Source organism: Microbacterium sp. CFH 31415, assembly GCF_022538185.1.
Taxonomy (GTDB): Bacteria; Actinomycetota; Actinomycetes; order Actinomycetales; family Microbacteriaceae; genus Microbacterium.
Window position 1 is genome coordinate 65,285 of sequence record NZ_JAKYXC010000009.1, and the last position, 18,771, is coordinate 84,055.

General features: G+C 71.7%; 14 protein-coding genes. 4 read left to right on the forward strand and 10 right to left on the reverse strand.

What is annotated here, in order from left to right; all coding sequences use genetic code 11:
* Window positions 1-55: 55 nt before the first annotated feature.
* Window positions 56-1,261: a homoserine O-acetyltransferase gene (locus tag MK786_RS11060; RefSeq protein ID WP_241112290.1), complete on the forward strand. Its 1,206-nt coding sequence runs from the start codon at window positions 56-58 to the stop codon at window positions 1,259-1,261.
* Between the two features lie 8 nt (window positions 1,262-1,269).
* On the opposite strand, the gene MK786_RS11065 is transcribed toward MK786_RS11060, so the two are convergent.
* The 4 genes from MK786_RS11065 to MK786_RS11080 form a co-directional block, all read right to left on the reverse strand.
* On the reverse strand, window positions 1,270-2,022 hold the full coding sequence (locus tag MK786_RS11065; RefSeq protein ID WP_241112291.1) for an NUDIX domain-containing protein: 753 nt from the start codon (window positions 2,020-2,022) through the stop codon (window positions 1,270-1,272).
* 30 nt (window positions 2,023-2,052) lie between these two features.
* Window positions 2,053-2,379, reverse strand: coding sequence for a thiamine-binding protein (locus MK786_RS11070; protein WP_241112292.1), 327 nt, complete (start codon window positions 2,377-2,379; stop codon window positions 2,053-2,055).
* 16 nt (window positions 2,380-2,395) lie between these two features.
* On the reverse strand, window positions 2,396-3,613 hold the full coding sequence (locus MK786_RS11075) for a hypothetical protein (protein WP_241112293.1): 1,218 nt from the start codon (window positions 3,611-3,613) through the stop codon (window positions 2,396-2,398).
* 86 nt (window positions 3,614-3,699) lie between these two features.
* Complete coding sequence (locus MK786_RS11080; protein WP_241112294.1) at window positions 3,700-4,533, reverse strand: NAD(P)H-hydrate dehydratase; 834 nt, start codon at window positions 4,531-4,533, stop codon at window positions 3,700-3,702.
* 31 nt (window positions 4,534-4,564) lie between these two features.
* Here MK786_RS11080 and MK786_RS11085 point away from each other — a divergent pair, with 31 nt between their 5' ends.
* Window positions 4,565-5,629 (forward strand): NADH:flavin oxidoreductase/NADH oxidase, encoded by a 1,065-nt coding sequence (locus tag MK786_RS11085; RefSeq protein ID WP_241112295.1) that lies wholly within the window; start codon window positions 4,565-4,567, stop codon window positions 5,627-5,629.
* A gap of 116 nt (window positions 5,630-5,745) precedes the next feature.
* On the opposite strand, the gene MK786_RS11090 is transcribed toward MK786_RS11085, so the two are convergent.
* Window positions 5,746-6,804, reverse strand: coding sequence for a hemolysin family protein (locus MK786_RS11090; protein WP_241112296.1), 1,059 nt, complete (start codon window positions 6,802-6,804; stop codon window positions 5,746-5,748).
* Window positions 6,801-8,132 carry a hemolysin family protein gene (locus MK786_RS11095; protein ID WP_241112297.1) on the reverse strand — a complete coding sequence of 444 codons (1,332 nt, stop codon included), beginning with the start codon at window positions 8,130-8,132 and terminating at the stop codon, window positions 6,801-6,803. Before MK786_RS11095 ends, MK786_RS11090 begins: the two co-directional genes overlap by 4 nt.
* A 374-nt stretch (window positions 8,133-8,506) precedes the next feature.
* Between MK786_RS11095 and MK786_RS11100 the strand changes: the two genes are divergently transcribed.
* Complete coding sequence (locus MK786_RS11100) at window positions 8,507-9,589, forward strand: hypothetical protein (RefSeq protein WP_241112298.1); 1,083 nt, start codon at window positions 8,507-8,509, stop codon at window positions 9,587-9,589.
* Between the two features lie 168 nt (window positions 9,590-9,757).
* Here the strand turns inward: MK786_RS11100 and MK786_RS11105 are convergent, their stop codons facing one another.
* Entirely contained in the window at window positions 9,758-11,215 is a 1,458-nt protein-coding gene (locus MK786_RS11105) for a GuaB1 family IMP dehydrogenase-related protein (protein WP_241112299.1), read from the reverse strand.
* Window positions 11,216-11,392: 177 nt separating this feature from the next.
* Between MK786_RS11105 and MK786_RS11110 the strand changes: the two genes are divergently transcribed.
* Window positions 11,393-15,115, forward strand: coding sequence for a multifunctional oxoglutarate decarboxylase/oxoglutarate dehydrogenase thiamine pyrophosphate-binding subunit/dihydrolipoyllysine-residue succinyltransferase subunit (locus MK786_RS11110; RefSeq protein ID WP_241112300.1), 3,723 nt, complete (start codon window positions 11,393-11,395; stop codon window positions 15,113-15,115).
* On the opposite strand, the gene MK786_RS11115 is transcribed toward MK786_RS11110, so the two are convergent.
* The 3 genes from MK786_RS11115 to MK786_RS11125 all read right to left on the reverse strand — a co-directional run bounded on the left by MK786_RS11115 (window position 15,116) and on the right by MK786_RS11125 (window position 18,749).
* On the reverse strand, window positions 15,116-16,510 hold the full coding sequence (locus MK786_RS11115; protein ID WP_241112301.1) for an APC family permease: 1,395 nt from the start codon (window positions 16,508-16,510) through the stop codon (window positions 15,116-15,118).
* Between the two features lie 74 nt (window positions 16,511-16,584).
* Window positions 16,585-18,171 (reverse strand): glycerol-3-phosphate dehydrogenase/oxidase, encoded by a 1,587-nt coding sequence (locus MK786_RS11120; protein ID WP_241112302.1) that lies wholly within the window; start codon window positions 18,169-18,171, stop codon window positions 16,585-16,587.
* Entirely contained in the window at window positions 18,171-18,749 is a 579-nt protein-coding gene (locus MK786_RS11125) for a TetR/AcrR family transcriptional regulator (RefSeq protein WP_241112303.1), read from the reverse strand. Before MK786_RS11125 ends, MK786_RS11120 begins: the two co-directional genes overlap by 1 nt.
* Window positions 18,750-18,771 lie beyond the last annotated feature (22 nt).

The following is an 18,771-nucleotide window of genomic DNA, read 5'->3' on the forward strand; positions in this document are numbered from 1 at the left end:
CGGGTACGGCGTAACACTCGGCCTGCGGGCAGGGGCCGGGCGGGAGAATGGTCCGATGGACTGGCAGACCTCCGAAGACACCGTGCCCTCGGCACCGGTGACGGAGGCCGACGCCCGCCTGCTGCTGGGGCGCCCGCCGGCCACCGGCGCGTGGCGCGACGGCGACCCCGTCGGCGAGCGTCACTTCGCCGCGTTCGGGTCGTTCCGCACCGAGGGCGGCCGCGAGCTCCCCGCCTACCGCCTCGCCTACGAGACGTGGGGCGAGCTGAACGCAGCGCGCGACAACGCCGTGCTGGTGCTGCATGCGCTCACCGGCGACAGCCACGTGCGCGGACCGGCCGGGCCGGGGCATCCCACGACCGGGTGGTGGGACGACATCGTCGGTCCCGGCGCGCCCATCGACACCGACCGCTGGTTCGTCGTCGCACCGAACATGCTCGGCGGCTGCCAGGGCTCGACCGGCCCCGCCAGCATCGGCCCCGACGGCTACGAGTGGGCGTCGCGGTTCCCGTACCTGACGATCCGCGACCAGGTCGCCGCACAGGTGCGCCTCGCCGACGCCCTCGGCATCGACGTGTGGGCCGGCGTCATCGGCGGATCGATGGGCGGCATGCACGCCCTGGAGTGGGCCGTCGGTCTGCCCGACCGCGTCGAGCGCGTCGGCATCCTCTCGGCTCCGCCCGTCAACACCGCCGACCAGATCGCACTGAACTCGGTGCAGCTCGAGGCCATCCGCATCGATCCGCGGTTCCAAGGCGGCGAGTACTACGACGCCGCCGACGGCGACGGCCCGAACCGCGGACTCGCGCTCGCCCGCCGCATGGCGCTGCTCAACTACCGCTCGCCCACCGAGCTCAACCAGCGCTTCCAGCGGTCGTGGCAGTCCGGCGTCAGCCCCCTCGGCCACGGCGGCCGGTTCGCGGTGGAGTCCTACCTCGACTTCCACGGCAACAAGTTCACGCGCCGCTTCGACGCCAACTCGTACATCACGCTCGTCGAGGCGATGAACTCGCACGACGTGGGCCGCGACCGCGGCGGCATCGACGACGCCCTCGCCCGCGTGACCGCCACCGCGCTCGTGGTGGGGATCGACAGCGACCGGCTCTTCCCGATCGACGGTCAGCATCGTATCGCGCGCGGCATCCGTCACACTCTCGACGGGGACCGCGCGGTCGTGCTCGCGAGCGACTTCGGCCACGACGGCTTCCTCATCGAGACGCACGCCGTCGGCACGCACGTCCGCCGCCTCCTCGAAGGCTGACGGGCGGGTCACTCCGCCTCGGTGTACCTCCAAGGCAGTGCGCCGATCTCCAGACGGTGACGGGCAGCGGATGCCGCGGCATCCACTCCCTCCTCGTATTCGGCGTCGCCGTGCCAGAGCAGCAGCGGACCCTCGGAACCCCGCCGGGCGACGGTCTCGAACCGGCGGGTGCCGCCGAGGCGCGCGGAGTCGAGGACGGAGCCTGCATCGGGATGGTGGACGAGGTGATGCAGCGTGACCCACGTCGGCGGGTAGAGCGTCAGCTCGCCGCGGCCGTGCCGGGCCAGCACCTCGGCAGGTGCCACCCACTCGGCGGTCACCGCTTCGTCGGGTGAGAGCGTCAGCGGCCCGTCGGGCGCAGCCACGACGAAGAACCAGGTGCGGATGCGCACCTTCAGCCCGGGCGGCGGATCCCAGCACGACAGGGTGACCAGGTCCGCGGCGTCGACGACGAGTCCGACTTCCTCGACGGTCTCGCGGACGGCCGCGCGACGGGCGGTGTCCTCCTCGGCGTCGCCCTCACGGTGGTCGGCGGCGTCGAGCTTGCCTCCGGGGAACACCCACGCACCGGCGAACGAGCCGCGATCGGGGCGCTCGATGAGCAGCACCTGCGGGCCGTCGGCGGTATCACGGAGGATGACGACCGTCGCGGCGACGGGGATGTCATCGCCGGCGTCGTCGGCACTGCGCGGACGCGAGTCGCCGATGGCGTCGGCGAGAGCACGCACCGCGCGATCAGGAGACGGCGCCGGCTCGGACATGCCCCTCACTCTAGGGCGCGTCCGGGGCGGTCACTCGTCCTTCGGCGTCTGCGTCTGCTCGTCGAGGGCCGCTTCGAGGCGCTCGATCTTCCCGTCGAGCTCGCCGCTGTAGCCGGGCCGGATGTCGGCCTTGAGCACCAGCGACACGCGCGAACCGTACGGCTGGACCGCTTCGGTCGCGCGCCGGACGACGTCGAAGACCTCGTCCCACTCCCCCTCGAGCTCGGTGAACATCGAGGTCGTTCGGTGCGGCAGTCCGCTGTCACGGACGACACGGACGGCCGCGGCGACGGCGTCGTGCACGGAGCCGTCGGCGTTGCCGGTGCCGCTGGGCGCGACGGAGAAGGCGACGAGCATGGGGGACCTCCGGGGTTCAGGGCGTGGTGGACAGGGAAGCGGGAGGGCGCACCCGCGAGGGCACGCGGGCGACGCACGCGATCGCCCACACCAGGAGAGCGACCATCACGACGTTGCGGGCGGTGAGCACACCGACGGCGAACACATCGGCCAGGATCAGCTGAGCGTAGAGCAGCGGGTACACGAGGTGCGTCAGGAGCGCCGCGGCGAGGGCGGCCACGGCCGGCACCTTCCACCGCCGGCGGTCGAGCACCAGGCCCATCACGAGCGGCGAGATGATCCACGTGAGGAACTGCGGTGAGCCGACCTTGTTGAACACGATGAACGCCAGCACCAGGGCGAGCCCGAGCGACGGGAAGAGTGCCGCGAAGCCGGCGCCGCGCCAGGCTTTGACGGCGCCGAGGGCGGCGATCGCCAGGACCGCGACGGCGAGCACGGGCGTCATCGCTGCGATCACGACGTCGACGTCAGCACCGGTGACCTGGAAGGTGAGGATCTCGGTGTCGTAGTACACGAATGCGCCGTCGACGCCGGCCGCGGCCTGCCACAGGAACCAGGCCGTCACCGGTGCCTCGAGCTGAAGACCGCGGCCGGTCTGCCCCGACACGAACCCGAGCAGGTGCGCACCGCCCCCGGCGACGACGACGGCGACGGCGATGAGCGCCGTCACGACGAGCGCACCGCCGATCACGGCCGGCCTGCGACGGACGGCGATCAGTGCGGCGGCGAGCAGGGCGGCGGGCCACACCTTGACCCAGGTGCCCGCAGCCAGCAGCATCGATGCGAGGAGCGGCCGCCCCACGAGCCACAGACACCCGGCGATCCCGAGCGAGACGGTGACGCCGTCCAGACGGTACATGCCGACCGGCCCCAGAAGGAGCAGGAAGGCCAGCCAGAACGCCGCGGCAAGGGTGCGTCCGCGCGAGCGGCCACGGCCGACGAGGAGCGCGAAAGCGAGCGCATTCGCGACCGTCACCAGCGCCACCCACGCGAACTCGAAGCCGATGAGCCCCTTGAGGACGAACGCGAGAACCATCGGCACGAGGGCGAGCTGCGGGTAGATCCAGCTCTGGGTGACGCCCATGATCGCCGTGCCCTCGACGGCCGCGCGGGCCCACGGCTCGTAGACGAGGGGCACGTCGCCCCGCGGCGTGTTCGGCTCGGTGAAGCCCAGCACGGCGACGACGAGGTGGACCAGCACGAATGCGATCCACAGCACGGCGCGCCTCGACATCGTGCCATCCTATTTCGCCGGGGCGACGCCGCCCGACGGCGTCTGCTCGGCCTGACGGCGGGGGTCCATCCGCCCGTGTCAGGGCGTCAGACCGCGTCGAGCGCTTCGGACACGGCGCGCGGCAGCGCCTCCGCCACATCGAGCGCCGTGATGGGGCCGCCGCCGCGCCCGGCCGACGCGAGGCGGCCGGCGTGGCCGTGCAGCCACGCACCTGAGGCGGCGAGCGCGCCGAGGGAGCCGGCATCCGTTCCCCGCTCGCCCGCGTTCGCGCCGGCCACGAGCGCCCCGACGACGCCGGCCAGCACGTCGCCGGTTCCCGCCGTTGCGAGCCAGGGCGTGCCCGCGGCGACCTCGATCGCGGACCCGTCGGGCGTCGCGACGACGGTGGCCGAGCCCTTGAGCAGGACCACCGCGCCCGTGGCCTCCGCCGTCTCGACGGCGGCGGCCACGCGGTCGTGGCCCGCGGGGGCGAGGCCGAGGGACACCCGCAGCCGCGCGTGCTCGCGGTCGTGCGGCGTGAGGATGCGGGGAGCAGTGGCATCCGCACCGAGGTCGAGTGCCCCGGCGTCGACGACGACGGGGTCGGTGTCATGGAGGATGCCCCGCAGCGCCTCGGTCTCGCCGGCGGCGCGGGACGCGGCATCCGTCCCCGATCCGATCAGCCAGGCCTGGACCCGCCCTTCGGACGCGACCGTCTCGGGGCGCCGCGCGAGCACGAGCGAGGTCGGGCGGTCCGGGCCGACGTAGCGGACCATGCCCAGCCCCGTGCGCCACGCGGCCTCCACCCCGAGCACGGCGGCGCCGGGGTAGGCGTCGGAACCGGTGCGGACTCCCAGGACGCCTCGGGAATACTTGTCATCTGCGGCCGTTGGCCTCCGAAGGGCGCGTCCCGTGTCCTCCATCGACCATGACCGCATCATGGCGCCACCCTACTCGCGGAGTCTTCCCCGGATGAGCATCCTCTTCACGCCCCTGTCGCTGCGCGACGTCACCCTGCGCAACCGGCTGTGGGTCTCGCCGATGTGCCAGTACAGCGCGGTCGACGGTGTGCCGCAGGAGTGGCATCACACCCACCTGGCGCAGTTCGCGTCGGGGGGCGCGGGGCTCGTGATCGCCGAGGCGACCGCGGTCTCACCCGAGGGTCGCATCTCGCCCGAGGACACCGGCCTCTGGACCGACGCGCAGCGCGAAGCGTGGCATCCGATCGTCGCCGCGGTGCGCGCCCGCGGCGCCGTTGCGGGGGTTCAGCTCGCGCACGCCGGCCGCAAGGCGTCGACCTGGTCGCCGTTCTCGGGTCACCGGGGCACCGTGCCCGCCGCCGAGGGCGGATGGCAGACCGTCGCGCCCTCGGCGATCGCGTACGAGGGCTTCGACGCTCCCGTCTCGCTCGACATGGCCGGGGTCGACCGGGTCGTCAGCGACTTCGGCGCCGCTGCGCGCCGCGCCGTCGAGGCCGGGTTCGAGGTGCTCGAGATCCACGCCGCGCACGGCTACCTGCTGCACCAGTTCCTGTCGCCGCTGTCCAACCGCCGAGACGACGAGTACGGCGGGTCGCTCGAGAACCGGGCGCGACTGCTGCTCCGGGTGATCGATGCGGTGAGGGATGCCGCGCCCGCCGCTCCGCTGCTGGTGCGCTTCTCCGCCACCGACTGGGCCGAGGGCGGCTGGGACGCCGACCAGACGGCGACGGTCGCCCGCTGGGCGGCCGACCGCGGCGTGGACTTCTTCGACATCTCGAGCGGCGGGCTCGTCGCCCACCAGCAGATCACGACCGGACCCGGCTACCAGGTCGACCTCGCCGCGCACGTCGCGCGGGTGGCGGGCGTACCGGTGAGCGCCGTGGGCATGATCGACGACGCCGCGCATGCCGAGAAGGTCGTCGCCGACGGACACGCGCTGGCGGTCATGGCCGGGCGCGAGTGGCTGCGCGACCCGCACTACGGTCTGCGCGCCGCCGTCGAGCTCGGCGCGGACATCGACTACTGGCCGAAGCAGTACCTCCGCGCGCGGGCCTGACGCCCCCGGGTTGTCACTCGCGGGGCGTGGCGCTCCCGCACGGAGTGTCACGCTCCCGGCCGTCGAGCGAGCGAGCCTCTCGCTGCGCCCGCTCGACGACCGGCGAGGAGACCGGGTCAGCGCCGGCCGCGACGGGTCGCGTCCTGCACCTCGCCGATGAGCTCCTCGATGATGTCCTCGAGGAACAGCACAGCGGTGGTGTCGCCCTTGGCGTTGCGGACCTGCGCGAGGTGACGCCCCGCCCGGCGCATCACGGCGAGCGCGTCCTCGAGATCGGTGGTCTCGAGCACAGGCACCATGTGGTGGATGCGCTTCGCAGGGATCGCACGCGCGACGTCGGTCGCGGCATCCGGTCCCTCAGCAGCCCTCAGGACGTCCTTGAGGTGAACGTAGCCCAGCGGCGCGCCGTCCTCGTCCACGATCACATATCGCGAGAAGCCGTGCTTCGCGACCGCGCGCTCGATCTCGTCGGGCGTCGTCGTCTGCGGCAGCGTGACGAGGTCGGCGAGCGGCACGGCGATCTCAGCGGCCTTCTTGTCGGTGAACTCGACGGCGGCCGCGACGGTGCCGGCAGCGTCGGCGAGCACGCCCTCGATGCGCGACTGGTTCACGATCGTGGCGACCTCCTCGAGCGTGAAGGTCGAGGCGGCCTCGTCCTTCGGCTCGACGCGGAACAGCCGCACGATGTGGTTCGCGATCCAGTTGAGGCTGACGATCACGGGGTGGAACACCTTCGACACCCACACGAGCGGGGTCGCGAGCATCAGCACCGCGCGGTCGGGCACCGAGAACGCCAGGTTCTTCGGCACCATCTCGCCGAACACGACGTGCAGGTACGACACGATCAGCAGCGCGACGAAGAACGCGATCGCGTCGACCGCTCCTTCCGACCAGCCGGTGAGCGCGAGGGGCTCGGCGAGCAGGTGGTGGATCGCCGGCTCCGACACGTTCAGGATCAGCAGCGAGCAGATCGTGATGCCGAGCTGGCTCGTCGCGAGCATGAGTGTCGCGTGCTCCATCGCGTAGAGCGCGGTCTTGGCCGACCGCGAGCCCTTCTCGGCGAGCGGCTCGATCTGCGAGCGCCGGGCGGAGATGACGGCGAACTCCGCGCCGACGAAGAAGGCGTTCGCGATGAGCAGCACCACGAGCCATGCGAGTCCGGCCCAATCGTTCATCGGCGATCACCCCCTTCCGTCGTCGCCTCGTCGTGCGGCATCGGCGTCGGGGTGAAGCGCACCCGGTCGACGCGGCGGCCGTCCATGCGCTGCACCTCGATGGTCCCGTCCTCGATCTCGATCGCGTCACCCACGACGGGGATGCGCTCGAGCTCGCTCATGATGAATCCGCCGACCGTGTCGTAGACGTCGCCTTCGGGAATCCGGATGCCGGTGCGGTCGCGCACCTCGTCGGGTCGCAGCTCGCCCGGGAAGATGACCGAGTTCTCGGCGCGCACGATCCCGGCGCGGCGTCGGTCGTGCTCATCGAGGACTTCGCCGACGATCTCCTCGACGAGGTCCTCCAGCGTGACGACACCGGCCGTGCCGCCGTACTCGTCGACGACGACGGCCATCTGGTATCCGCGGGCCCGCAGCTCCGACACGAGCGCGTCGAGGTGCACGGCCTCCGGGATCCGCAGCGGCTCGGTGGCGAGCGCTGCTGCGGGCACGTCGGTCCGGCGCTCGCGCGGCACGCTGACCGCGGCCTTGAGGTGCACGATGCCCGTGATGTCGTCCATGGAGTCGTCGTAGACCGGGAAGCGGCTGTGGCCGGTGCGCCGGGCGAGCTGGATGACGTCCTCGGCGGAGTCCTCGGCAGCGAGGGCGTGGATGCTGGGCCGCGGCGTCATGACGTCGGCCGCGCTCAGGCGCGCGAACGTGAGACTGCGGTCGAGCAGCGAGGCGGTGTCCTCCTCGAGCACGCCCGCGCTCGCGGAGCGGCGCACGAGGCTCGACAGCTCCTCGGCCGTGCGGGCGCCCGAGAGCTCCTCCTTCGGCTCGATCCCCACCGAGCGCAGGACGCCGTTGGCGGAGCCGTTGAGCACGGCGATCGCCGGACGGAAGACGGTGGTGAACGCGACCTGGAACGGCATCACGAGCTTCGCCGTCTGCCGCGGGATCGCGAGCGCGAAGTTCTTCGGCACGAGCTCGCCGATGATCATCGAGAAGATCGTGGCGACCGAGACCGCGATGACGACGGCGAGCGGGCTCACGAGTCCCTCGGGAAGCCCCCACGCCTCGAACACCGGTCGCAGGAGGTTCGAGATCGCCGGCTCCATCGTGTAACCGGTGAGCAGCGTCGTCAGCGTGATGCCGAGCTGCGCGCTCGACAAGTGCGTCGACGTGATCTTCAGCGCGTTGATCGTCATCGAAAGCCGGGTCTCACCGGCTGCCTGACGAGCCTCGAGGTCGGCGCGGTCCAGGTTGACCAGCGCGAACTCGCTCGCGACGAAGAGGCCGGTCCCGACCGTGAGCAGGAGCCCCACGCCCAACATGACGTAATCCATCACGCATCACCCCCGATCGAACGGGAGGAGGGTCTGTGGGGCGATCGTCTGCAACTAGGAGGGTCGTCCATTGTGCCGACAAGTCTACGTCAGCGCCCGACCCGGGCCGTAGCGCGTGTGGGTGCGAACCCGCGCGGCCGAAACCTGCATCCGCGGCTTCGCGCGACGGGCGCGGATGCCGGTTTCGACCGCGTGAAGAGTCGAGCGAGCGGACGCGCAGCATCCGCTCCTCCAGGATCGCCGACCCGGCTGCCGTCCACCGAACCCCGCCGCCCACGCGATCGGAGGTGCCCCTGGCGAGAGGATGGATCTCGCGCGGCCGAAACCTGCAGCCGCTGCCGGGGGAATCGTCCGCGCATGCCGGTTTCGACCGCGTGAGCGAGACGACGGGCGAGCGGATGCTGCGGCATCCGCTCCTCCACACTCGGGGATCCCGGGTCCCGTCCACCGATCGCTCCGTGGCGGCCGGCTCGAACGCGCCGTCGGGCGAGCCTGAGCGGGTGCCGCCCACCCTCGAATCGCCCATCGACGTCTTCCGCCGCGACGACCAGCTCGACGTCGTCGATGATCGGCGCCTGCGCCGGCGCATTCGCTCCGGAGAGTGGGTCCGAGTGACGGCGGGAGCCTACGTGCGCGCGGCCTCATGGAACGCGCTCCGGCCAATCGACCGCCATCGCGTCCGCGTGCTCGAGGTGTGCCGTCGGCTCCGCCCCGGCGCGGTGGTGTCGCACCTCGCCGCGGCGGCGGTGCACGGCATCGACGTGCTCGGATCCTGGCCGCGATACGTCGACGTGCGCATCGAGCGCGCCTCGGGCGGCCGATCAGGAGGCGCCGTGCGGCGTCATGCCCTCGGTCTCGAGGGCGTGGAGTGCACGGAGTTCGGCGTCCACCGGATCACTACGCCCGCCCAGACGGCGCTCGATCTCGCCCGCACGCTGCCCTTCCTGCGTGCGTCGACCGCCGTCGACCAAGCGCTGTGGGAAGACCGCCCGGGCGGGGCACTGGCGAGGAAGACCGCGCTGCTCGACCTGCTCGACGCAGGCGAACCTCGGCGCGGCGACGTGCGGGCGCGACGAGTCCTCGAGGCTTCAGAGAGCGGCGCCGCGAACGTGCGCGAGACGCAGGCGCGGGTCGTGCTGGCGCAGCTCGGATTCCCGCCGTCGCACCCGCAGGAGCGACGCGTCCTCGCGAGCGGCCGGCTCGTGTTCGGCGATCGCTACTTCCCTGACCACGACCACTGGCTCGAGATCGACGGGCGCGGCAAGTACCTCTCCCCCGAGTTCGGGGACGACCGCGATCCGGCCGACATCGTGATCGACGAGAAGAACCGCGAGAACGAGATCCGCCGCGAGGTCCGCGGCTTCTCGCGGCTGGAGGCGACGGACTTCGACCACGAGCGCCGCATCTACGACGTGCTCACCGGCGACGGCCTGCCGAGCTCCCGGCACCGACCGTGAGCCGGGCGCCGACCGCGAGCCGGGCGCCGACGGCCCGGCACCGCCCGGAGCCGCCCGGAGCCGTCCGGCTTCGTGCGCGCTGTCCGAACCTGCACCCGCGGCCGCGAGGGACGGGCGCGGATGCCGGGAACGACCGCACGAGGTGGTCGTACGGCTCGCGGCCCGGGCCTACCAGCTGACGGGGAGCGCCTTGCCCTCGTCGTAGCCCGCGGCGGATTGCAGGCCCACGCGCGCACGGTCGTGGAACTCCGCGACCGTCGATGCGCCGGCATAGGTGAAGGAGGAGCGCACGCCCGACGTGATCATGTCGAGCAGGTCCTCGAGGCCCGGACGCAGCGGGTCGAGGTAGATCTTCGACGACGAGATGCCCTCGGCGAAGAGCTCCTTGCGCGCGAGCTCGTACGGGTCGAGCCGCCCGAAGCGCTCGTGCACGGCCTTGGTCGAGGCCATGCCCCACGACTCCTTGTAGATGCGGCCGGCGGAGTCGGTCTGCAACTCGCCGGGCGCTTCGATCGTGCCCGCGAACCATGAGCCGATCATGACGGATGCCGCGCCCGCGGCGAGCGCGAGGGCGACGTCGCGCGGGTAGCGCACTCCCCCGTCGGCCCATACGTGCGCGCCCATGACGCGCGCGGCCTCGGCCGTCTCGAGCACGGCCGAGAACTGCGGTCGGCCGACGGCGGTCATCATGCGCGTCGTGCACATGGCGCCCGGGCCCACGCCCACCTTGAGGATGTCGGCGCCGGAAGTGACGAGGTCGTGCACGCCCTCGGCCGACACGATGTTGCCGGCGGCGATCGGGATGCCGAGGTCGAGATCCGCGACGGCGCGCAGGGCGTGCAGCATCCCTTCCTGATGTCCGTGTGCGGTGTCGACGACCAGCACGTCGACGCCGGCGCCGGCGAGTGCCTGAGCCTTGGCCGCCACGTCGCCGTTGATGCCGATCGCCGCGGCCACGATGAGTCGGCCGGACGCGTCGACGGCCGGCGCGTAGAGCGTGGAGCGCAGCGCGCTGCGGCGGGAGAGCGTGCCGACGAGGTGGCCGTGGTCGAGCACGCAGACCGTCTCGGCATCGGCGGCGACGATGACGTCGAAGGCGTGGCGCGCGCTCTCGATGTCGACCGCGTCGACGGAGGCCGTGCGCCCGCGGGTGAGGTCGCCGAGGCGTGCGTCGGGCAGGGCGGTGCCCAGGCGCGCGGCCGGCACCACGCCGAGGATGTCGTCGATGCCGATCGGGTCGTTCGAAGCCTCCGCCACGACGATGCCGTGACCGTCGGTGGCGGGCAGCAGCCGCAACGCGTCGGCGACCGTCGCATGGGGCGGGAGGACGAGCGGTGTGTCCCACGGCACGGGCTGCGCCTTGACCCACCGGATCGCGGCGTCGAGCTCCTGCAGGGGCATGTCCTGGGGCAGCACGCCCAGTCCGCCGCGGCGCGCGAGCGTCGCAGCCAGACGGGCGCCGGTGACGGAGTTCATGTTGGCCGAGACGATCGGAATCGTCGCGGTGGTCCCGTCACCCGGAGAGAGGTCCACGTCCAGCCGGCTGGTGATCGACGACCGCCGCGGGACGAGGAACACATCGGAATACGTCAGGTCGACATCGGGCTGATCGCCGTAGAACTCCATAGGCGCCAACAGTAGTGACACTTCCTGTGCAGGAAATGGTGGGCGTTCTCTCAGCTGGTGAGAGGCGGGGCCGGATTCGCCGGCCCATACTGGGCTACGCTTAAGAGTCGTGCGGGAGGGCGCATTGCGACTCTCGGATGCTTCCCAATCTTCATCGATGAAAGCAGGCGATCGAGCGTGTCGAGCCAGACGACGGGCATCGGAGTTTCGAACGAGGGGGAGTTCGGAGCCAACGAATGGCTCGTCGACGAACTGTACGAGCAGTTCAAGATCGACCGGAACTCCGTCGACAAGGCATGGTGGCCCGTCCTCGAGGCCTACCACCCCGTCGATGAGGAGGGCGCCGCACCGGCGCCGTCCGTGCCGAGCCAGCCCGTCTCAGAGGGCGCTCACCCTCCGGCTGCGGCCCCGCAGGCCAGCGAGCCCCGGCCCGTCACAGCACCCATCCCCGTGATCGGCGCCCAGCCGGTCGCCCGCACCACCGCACGGCCGGCTGCTCCCCAGCCGATCCCGGCGCAGGCGCCGAAGGTCCAGCCGTCCGCGGTCACGGAAGGCGCGGAAGACAAGGTCACGCCGCTGCGCGGCATGCCCAAGACGCTCGCATCCAACATGGACGAGTCGCTCACCGTGCCCACCGCCACCAGCGTGCGCACCGTGCCGGCGAAGCTCATGATCGACAACCGCATCGTGATCAACAACCACATGTCGCGCACCCGCGGCGGCAAGGTGAGCTTCACGCACCTCATCGGCTGGGCGATCATCCGGGCGCTCAAGGAGTTCCCGAGCCAGAACGTGTTCTACGCCGAGGTCGACGGCAAGCCCTCCGTCGTCGCCCCCGCGCACGTGAACCTCGGGATCGCGATCGACCTGCCGAAGCCCGACGGCACCCGCGCCCTGCTCGTGCCGAGCATCAAGCGCGCGGAGCAGCTCTCGTTCGGCGAGTACCTCACCACCTACGAAGACCTGGTCACTCGCGCGCGCAGCAACAAGCTGACCGCCGCCGACTTCCAGGGCACGACGATCTCGCTCACCAACCCCGGCGGCATCGGCACGGTGCACTCCGTGCCGCGCCTCATGAAGGGCCAGGGATGCATCGTGGGCGCCGGCGCCCTCGAGTACCCCGCCGAGTTCCAGGGCGCGAGTGAGAAGACGCTCAACGAGATGGCGATCGGCAAGACGATCACCCTCACCAGCACGTACGACCACCGCGTCATCCAGGGCGCCGGCTCCGGCGAGTTCCTCAAGAAGGTGCACGAGCTGCTCATCGGCCAGCGCAACTTCTACGAAGACATCTTCGCGGCGCTGCGCATCCCCTACGCCCCGATCCACTGGGCCGCCGACATCAACGTCGACCTCGCGGAGCGTGTCGACAAGACCGCGCGCGTGCAGGAGCTCATCAACGCGTTCCGCGTGCGCGGCCACCTGATGGCCGACACCGACCCGCTCGAGTACGTCCAGCGCACCCACCCCGACCTGGAGATCGAGAGCCACGGGCTGACGTTCTGGGACCTCGACCGTGTGTTCGTCACGAACGGCTTCGGCGGCAAGCGACAGATGAAGCTGCGCGACATCCTGGGCGTGCTGCGCGACTCGTACTGCCGCACGATCGGCATCGAGTACATGCACATCCAGGACCCCGAGCAGCGCAAGTGGTTCCAGGACAACGTCGAGGTCAAGTACCAGAAGCCCGGCCACGCCGAGCAGCTTCGCATCCTCGACAAGCTCAACCAGGCCGAGGCTTTCGAGACCTTCCTTCAGACGAAGTACGTCGGGCAGAAGCGCTTCAGCCTCGAGGGCGGCGAGTCGCTCATCCCGATGCTCGACGAGATCCTGCAGGGAGCGGCCGAGGCGGGCCTCGACGGCGCCGCGATCGGCATGGCCCACCGCGGCCGTCTCAACGTGCTCACGAACATCGCCGGCAAGACCTACGGGCAGGTGTTCCGCGAGTTCGAGGGCTCGGTCGCGATCGGCTCCAAGAGCGGCTCGGGCGACGTGAAGTACCACCTCGGCACCGAGGGCACCTTCGTCGCCGACAGCGGCGCACAGCTTCCCGTCTACCTCGCGGCGAACCCCTCGCACCTCGAGACGGTCGACGGCGTGCTCGAGGGGATCGTCCGCGCGAAGCAGGACCGCAAGCCCATCGGCACCTTCTCGTGGCTGCCGATCCTCGTGCACGGCGACGCCGCGTTCGCGGGCCAGGGCGTGGTGGTCGAGACGCTGCAGATGTCGCAGCTGCGCGGCTACCGCACCGGCGGCACGGTGCACGTCGTCGTCAACAACCAGGTCGGTTTCACGACCACCCCGATCGACGCCCGCACGTCGGTGTACGCCACCGACGTCGCTAAGACGATCCAGGCGCCGATCTTCCACGTGAACGGCGACGACCCCGAGGCCGTCACGCGTGTGTCGCAGCTGGCGTTCGCCTACCGCGAGCGCTTCCACCGCGACGCCGTCATCGACCTCATCTGCTACCGCCGGCGCGGTCACAACGAGGGCGACGACCCGTCGATGACTCAGCCCCTCATGACGAACCTCATCGAGGCGAAGCGCTCCGTCCGCCGCCTGTACACCGAGGCCCTGGTCGGTCGCGGTGACATCACCGAGGAGGAGTACGAGAAGGCCAAGCAGGACTTCCAGGGCCGCCTCGAGGTCGCATTCGCCGAGACCCACGCCGCCGAGACCGGCTCTTCGACGATCATCGACGCGGATGCCGCGGACGAGGGCCCCGCCGCGGGCGAGCCTGAGACCACCGGCGTCTCGCGCGAGGTCGTCAACCTGATCGGCGACGCCTTCGTCAACAAGCCCGAGGGCTTCACCGTCCACACCAAGCTCCAGCAGCTGCTCGACAAGCGTCTCGACATGAGCCGGAACGGCTCGATCGACTGGGGCTTCGGCGAGCTGCTCGCGTTCGGCTCGCTGCTGCTCGAGAAGACGAACGTCCGGCTGGCCGGTCAGGACGCCCGGCGCGGCACGTTCGTGCAGCGCCACTCGGTGCTCCACGACCGCGCCAACGGGCAGGAATGGATCCCGCTCGCCAACCTGGCCGACGACCAGGGCCGCTTCTGGGTCTACGACTCGCTGCTGAGCGAGTACGCCGCGATGGCGTTCGAGTACGGCTACTCGGTCGAGCGAGCCGACTCGCTCGTGCTGTGGGAGGCGCAGTTCGGCGACTTCGCCAACGGCGCGCAGTCTGTCATCGACGAGTTCATCTCATCGGCCGAGCAGAAGTGGGGACAGCAGTCCAGCGTCGCCCTGCTCCTGCCCCACGGCTACGAAGGCCAGGGGCCCGACCACTCGTCGGCTCGCATCGAGCGCTACCTGCAGATGTGCGCCCAGGACAACATGACGGTCGCCCGTCCGTCGACGCCCGCATCGTACTTCCACCTGCTGCGCCGCCAGGCATACGCTCGCCCGCGCCGCCCGCTCATCGTGTTCACGCCGAAGGCGATGTTGCGACTGCGCGGCGCGACGAGCCCGGTCGAGGACTTCCTGACGGGCCGTTTCGAGCCGGTGCTCGACGACAGCCGCGGCATCGACCGGTCCGCCGTCAAGCGCGTGCTGCTGCACTCCGGAAAGATCCACTGGGATCTGCGGGCCGAGCTCGACAAGAACCCGAACCCCGAGATCGCCCTGGTGCGCCTCGAGCAGTTCTACCCGACGCCGGTGGAGGCCCTGAACGCCGTCATCGAGCAGTACCCCGACGCCGAACTGGTGTGGGTGCAGGACGAGCCCGAGAACCAGGGCGCGTGGCCGTTCATGGCCCTCGAAGTGAGCAAGCACCTCCGCGGCCGCACGATCCGCCGCGTCTCGCGTGCCGCCGCCGCGTCGACGGCGACGGGTTCGCCGAAGGTCCACGCCGCCGAGCAGGCCGAGATCATGAAGGAAGCGCTGACCCTCTAATCAGTCCGTGCCGGTCACGTCGGCCCTGGGAGCGCCCGCTTCCAGGGCCGAAGTGCGTCCGGCGCCCACCAGGACGTCGGGTGCCGTCTTCACCTCGGCCCCGGCGTCCTGCGGCTGCGCCGCCCGTCCACGAAGAAGACTCCGCACCGTGGTGACGGTCACCGCGGCGAGCGCGAGCACGACGGCCGGAAGCAGCGAGCCGATCGCGAGCACCAGCATGCCCGCGCACAGCACTGCCGCGATCACCGCCATCCACCAGCCCGCGGTGCCCCGGCGAAGCAGCCGCACCGCGGCGACCATGCCGACCGCGTAGATCGCAACCATGCTGCTCGTGTGCACGAGGATGAACGGGGTCAGCTCGAGCCCGGACAGCAGCATGAGCGAGAAGTAGACGAGCACCACCGCGCCGATGAGTGCGAGTGCGCGGCGCGGCACTCCCCCGGGCTCGGCTCCGGCCGCGAACCAGCGGGGCAGGTCGCGATTGACGGCGAGGGATGCCGCGAGCTTCGCGAACGCCGCGAGGTAGGCGTTCATGACGCCGAGCGCCACGATTCCGGCGATGATGCCCACTGCCGCGGCGCCGAGACCCGGCGAGCCCAGCCGGGCGAGCTCGAGGAGCGGGACCGCGCTGTCGCCGGCGGCCGCGCCCAGCGCACCGACCGTCACGATCTGCAGCACGAGGTAGCACAGACCGGTGACGACGAGGGCGATCGCCGTGCCGATCGGGATCGCGCGGCGCGGATCGCGGAACTCACCGGAGATGTGCGTGCCGACCTCCCACCCGGCGAACGCCCACACGAACAGGCTGATCGCGGTGCCCACTCCCGCCCAGCCGTTCGGGAGGAAGGGCTGGAAGCTCTGCGGCTCGACGGCCGGGGCGGCGAGAGAGACGACACCGACGACCACGGCGAGCAGCAACGCCGTCAGCACGAACTGGACCCACCCGGCGACCCGCACGCCGAAGGCGTTCGCGGCGAACGGCGGCACGAGGATGGCGATCGCGATCAGGGGCACCATCGCCCGGTCGATGCCGGCCACGGCAGCGACGTACTCACCGCCGAGCACGGCGACGACCGGCGCGCCGGCGCACACGCCGAACATGAACCAGTAGCCCGTCATGCGCGCCGCGGTGCCGCCGAGCGCGCGACGCGCATAGCTGGCGACGCCGCCCGGGTCGGGATATCGGGCGGCGAGCACGGCGAAGGTGCCTGCGAGCGGGATCGAGAGCCCGATCACGGCGAGCACGGCCACGATGCTCGCCGGGCCGGCCGCCTCGGCGGCGAGTCCGGGCAGCACGAGCAGGCCGGTGCCGAGCACCGATGCGATGTACAGGGCCGTTCCCTGCACGACGCCGAGTGTGCCGCGCGGGCGCTCAGCGGGGTGAGGCGAGGTCATCCGTCCAGTCTTGCGCCCACCGTCGGCACGGCGCTCGCGGGCATCGGACGTCGTTCTGCGGAATCCTGCCAACGTCAGATCGGGTCGACACCGGCGCGTTCGAACGCGGCGGCCGCGGCATCCGTCGATCGCATCCGATCCGCCGCGACCAGGCCCAGCCGGGTGCGTCGGTCGAGCAGATCGCCGACGGCGAGCGCGCCCTCGACGGACACGCCCCAGTGCAGCTCCTGGGCGGTCACCCCGCATGCGGCGGGGGCTCCGTCGGGCAGCGCGGCGGCGAACGGGGCCTCCGCGCCGTAGCGGCGGACGAATCGCGCCGGCGCGGCGATCTCGGCCAGTCGCCCGCGCGGCCACGCGCCGACGAGCGGGATCCGCCGCGTCGCCGATCCGGGCAGGGCGGCGCTCGCGAACCGCCGGGCGACGACGGCGTCGACGGCGTCCTCGGCCATGCGCCGGTAGGTCGTGAGCTTTCCGCCGACGACGCTCAGCACGCCCGACGGCCCCTCGAGGATGGCGTGGCGCCGCGAGAGGTCGCTCGTCTCCCCGCCGTCGTCGGTGCCCGCCGCGTCACCGTGACCGGTCGCGTCCCCGGCGAGCAGCGGCCGCAGTCCCGCGAAGGTCGCGATCGCGTCGTCGCGGCCGAGCGGGCTGGCCAGCACCGTGTTGACGGTGGCGAGCAGCATGTCGATCTCGGCGTCGGTCGCCTGCGGCTCGTCCGGCAGCGCACCGTCGGCGGGAACGTCGGTCAGCCCGATGTAGCTGCGTCCGTGCGGCGCGGGCAGCGTGAAGACGAACCGGCTCGACGAGCCCGGAACCGGGACCGTGAGTGAGACGTCTGCTCCGCCGAGCCGTTCCGTCGAGACCACGAGGTGCGTCCCCCGGCTCGGGCGCAGCCGCACGCTGGGGTCGAGCTCGCCCGCCCACACGCCCGTCGCGCTCACGACGGCGCGAGCGCGCACCGTCAGCTCGGACCCCGTCACCACATCACGCAGCACGGCGCCGTCGCCGTCGGCGGACACCGCTTCGACCCGAGTGAGGACGGATGCCCCGTACCCCGCCGCCGTCCGGGCGATCGCGACCACCAGGCGTGCGTCGTCGAGGAGCTGTCCGTCCCACCCGCGCACCCCGCCGCGCAGGTCGTCGGGACGGACCGCGGGTGCGCGACGCAGGGTCTCCTCGGGCCCGATCAGGCTCGGCGATGCGAGTACGGCGGCCGGTGTGCCGACGAAGCGCCGCAGGCCGTCGCCGAGGCCGTACCCGGCGCCGACGAACGCCCCGCGTGGAACGTGTCCCGGGGCGTACAGCGGGACGATCTGCGCAAGCGGGCGCGTGAGGTGCGGCGCGAGGCGCGTCATCAGCAGGTGGCGTTCGGCGGCGCTCTCGTGCGCGATGCCGAACTGCCCCGAAGCGAGGTAGCGCAGGCCGCCATGGATGAGCTTGGAGCTCCAGCGGCTCGTGCCGTGGGCGAGGTCGTGCCGCTCGACGAGCACCGTCCGCAGACCGCGGGCCGCCGCATCCAGCGCGATCCCGGCGCCCGTGGCGCCGCCGCCGATCACGAGGACATCGACGACCGGCTCGGCGGCGAGCGCGTCGAGCTCCCGGACCCGTCGGCCGGCGTTCAGCGCCGACGGATGCGGGGTGCGGCCGACGATGCGCGGCATCAGCGCGGCTCCGGAGCGAGGTAGCCGCGGAGTGCGGCGCCGAGCTCGGCGTGCCAGGCGTCGGCGGGAAGCCACTCCGCGACCAGCGGCGCGGACTGCACGGCGGACTGGGTGATGAGCAGCACCATCGCCGCGAGACGGACGGGATCGCCGCCGCGCACGGCGCCGGTCGTCTGCGCCGCCGCGATCCGCCGGGCGATCTCGGCGTGCATCGCCCGCTGGCTCGCGCCCAGGCGGTCCAGGATGTAGCGCGCGAACAGCTCGGGGTCGGTGTCGCGCAGGCGGTCGACCAACGGCATGCGCCGAATGCGGTCGGCTGTCTCGACGAGCAGATCCACCATCCCGGCGAGATCGGCGGGAGGGGCGGCATCCGTCGGAAGAGCGGCGACGAGTTCGCGCGTCACGAGCGCGGCGAAGATGGCTTGCGCGTCGGGCCAGTACCGGTACAGGGTCTGCCGTGCGATGCCGCAGCGCCGGGCGATGTCGGAGGCGGTCGTGCGGCGGATGCCGTGCGCGAGCACCTCTGCCAGTGCGGCGTCGAGGATCGCCGTCTCGGTCTCGTTCGCTCCGTCGGCCATATGACAACCATACAGAATGTGT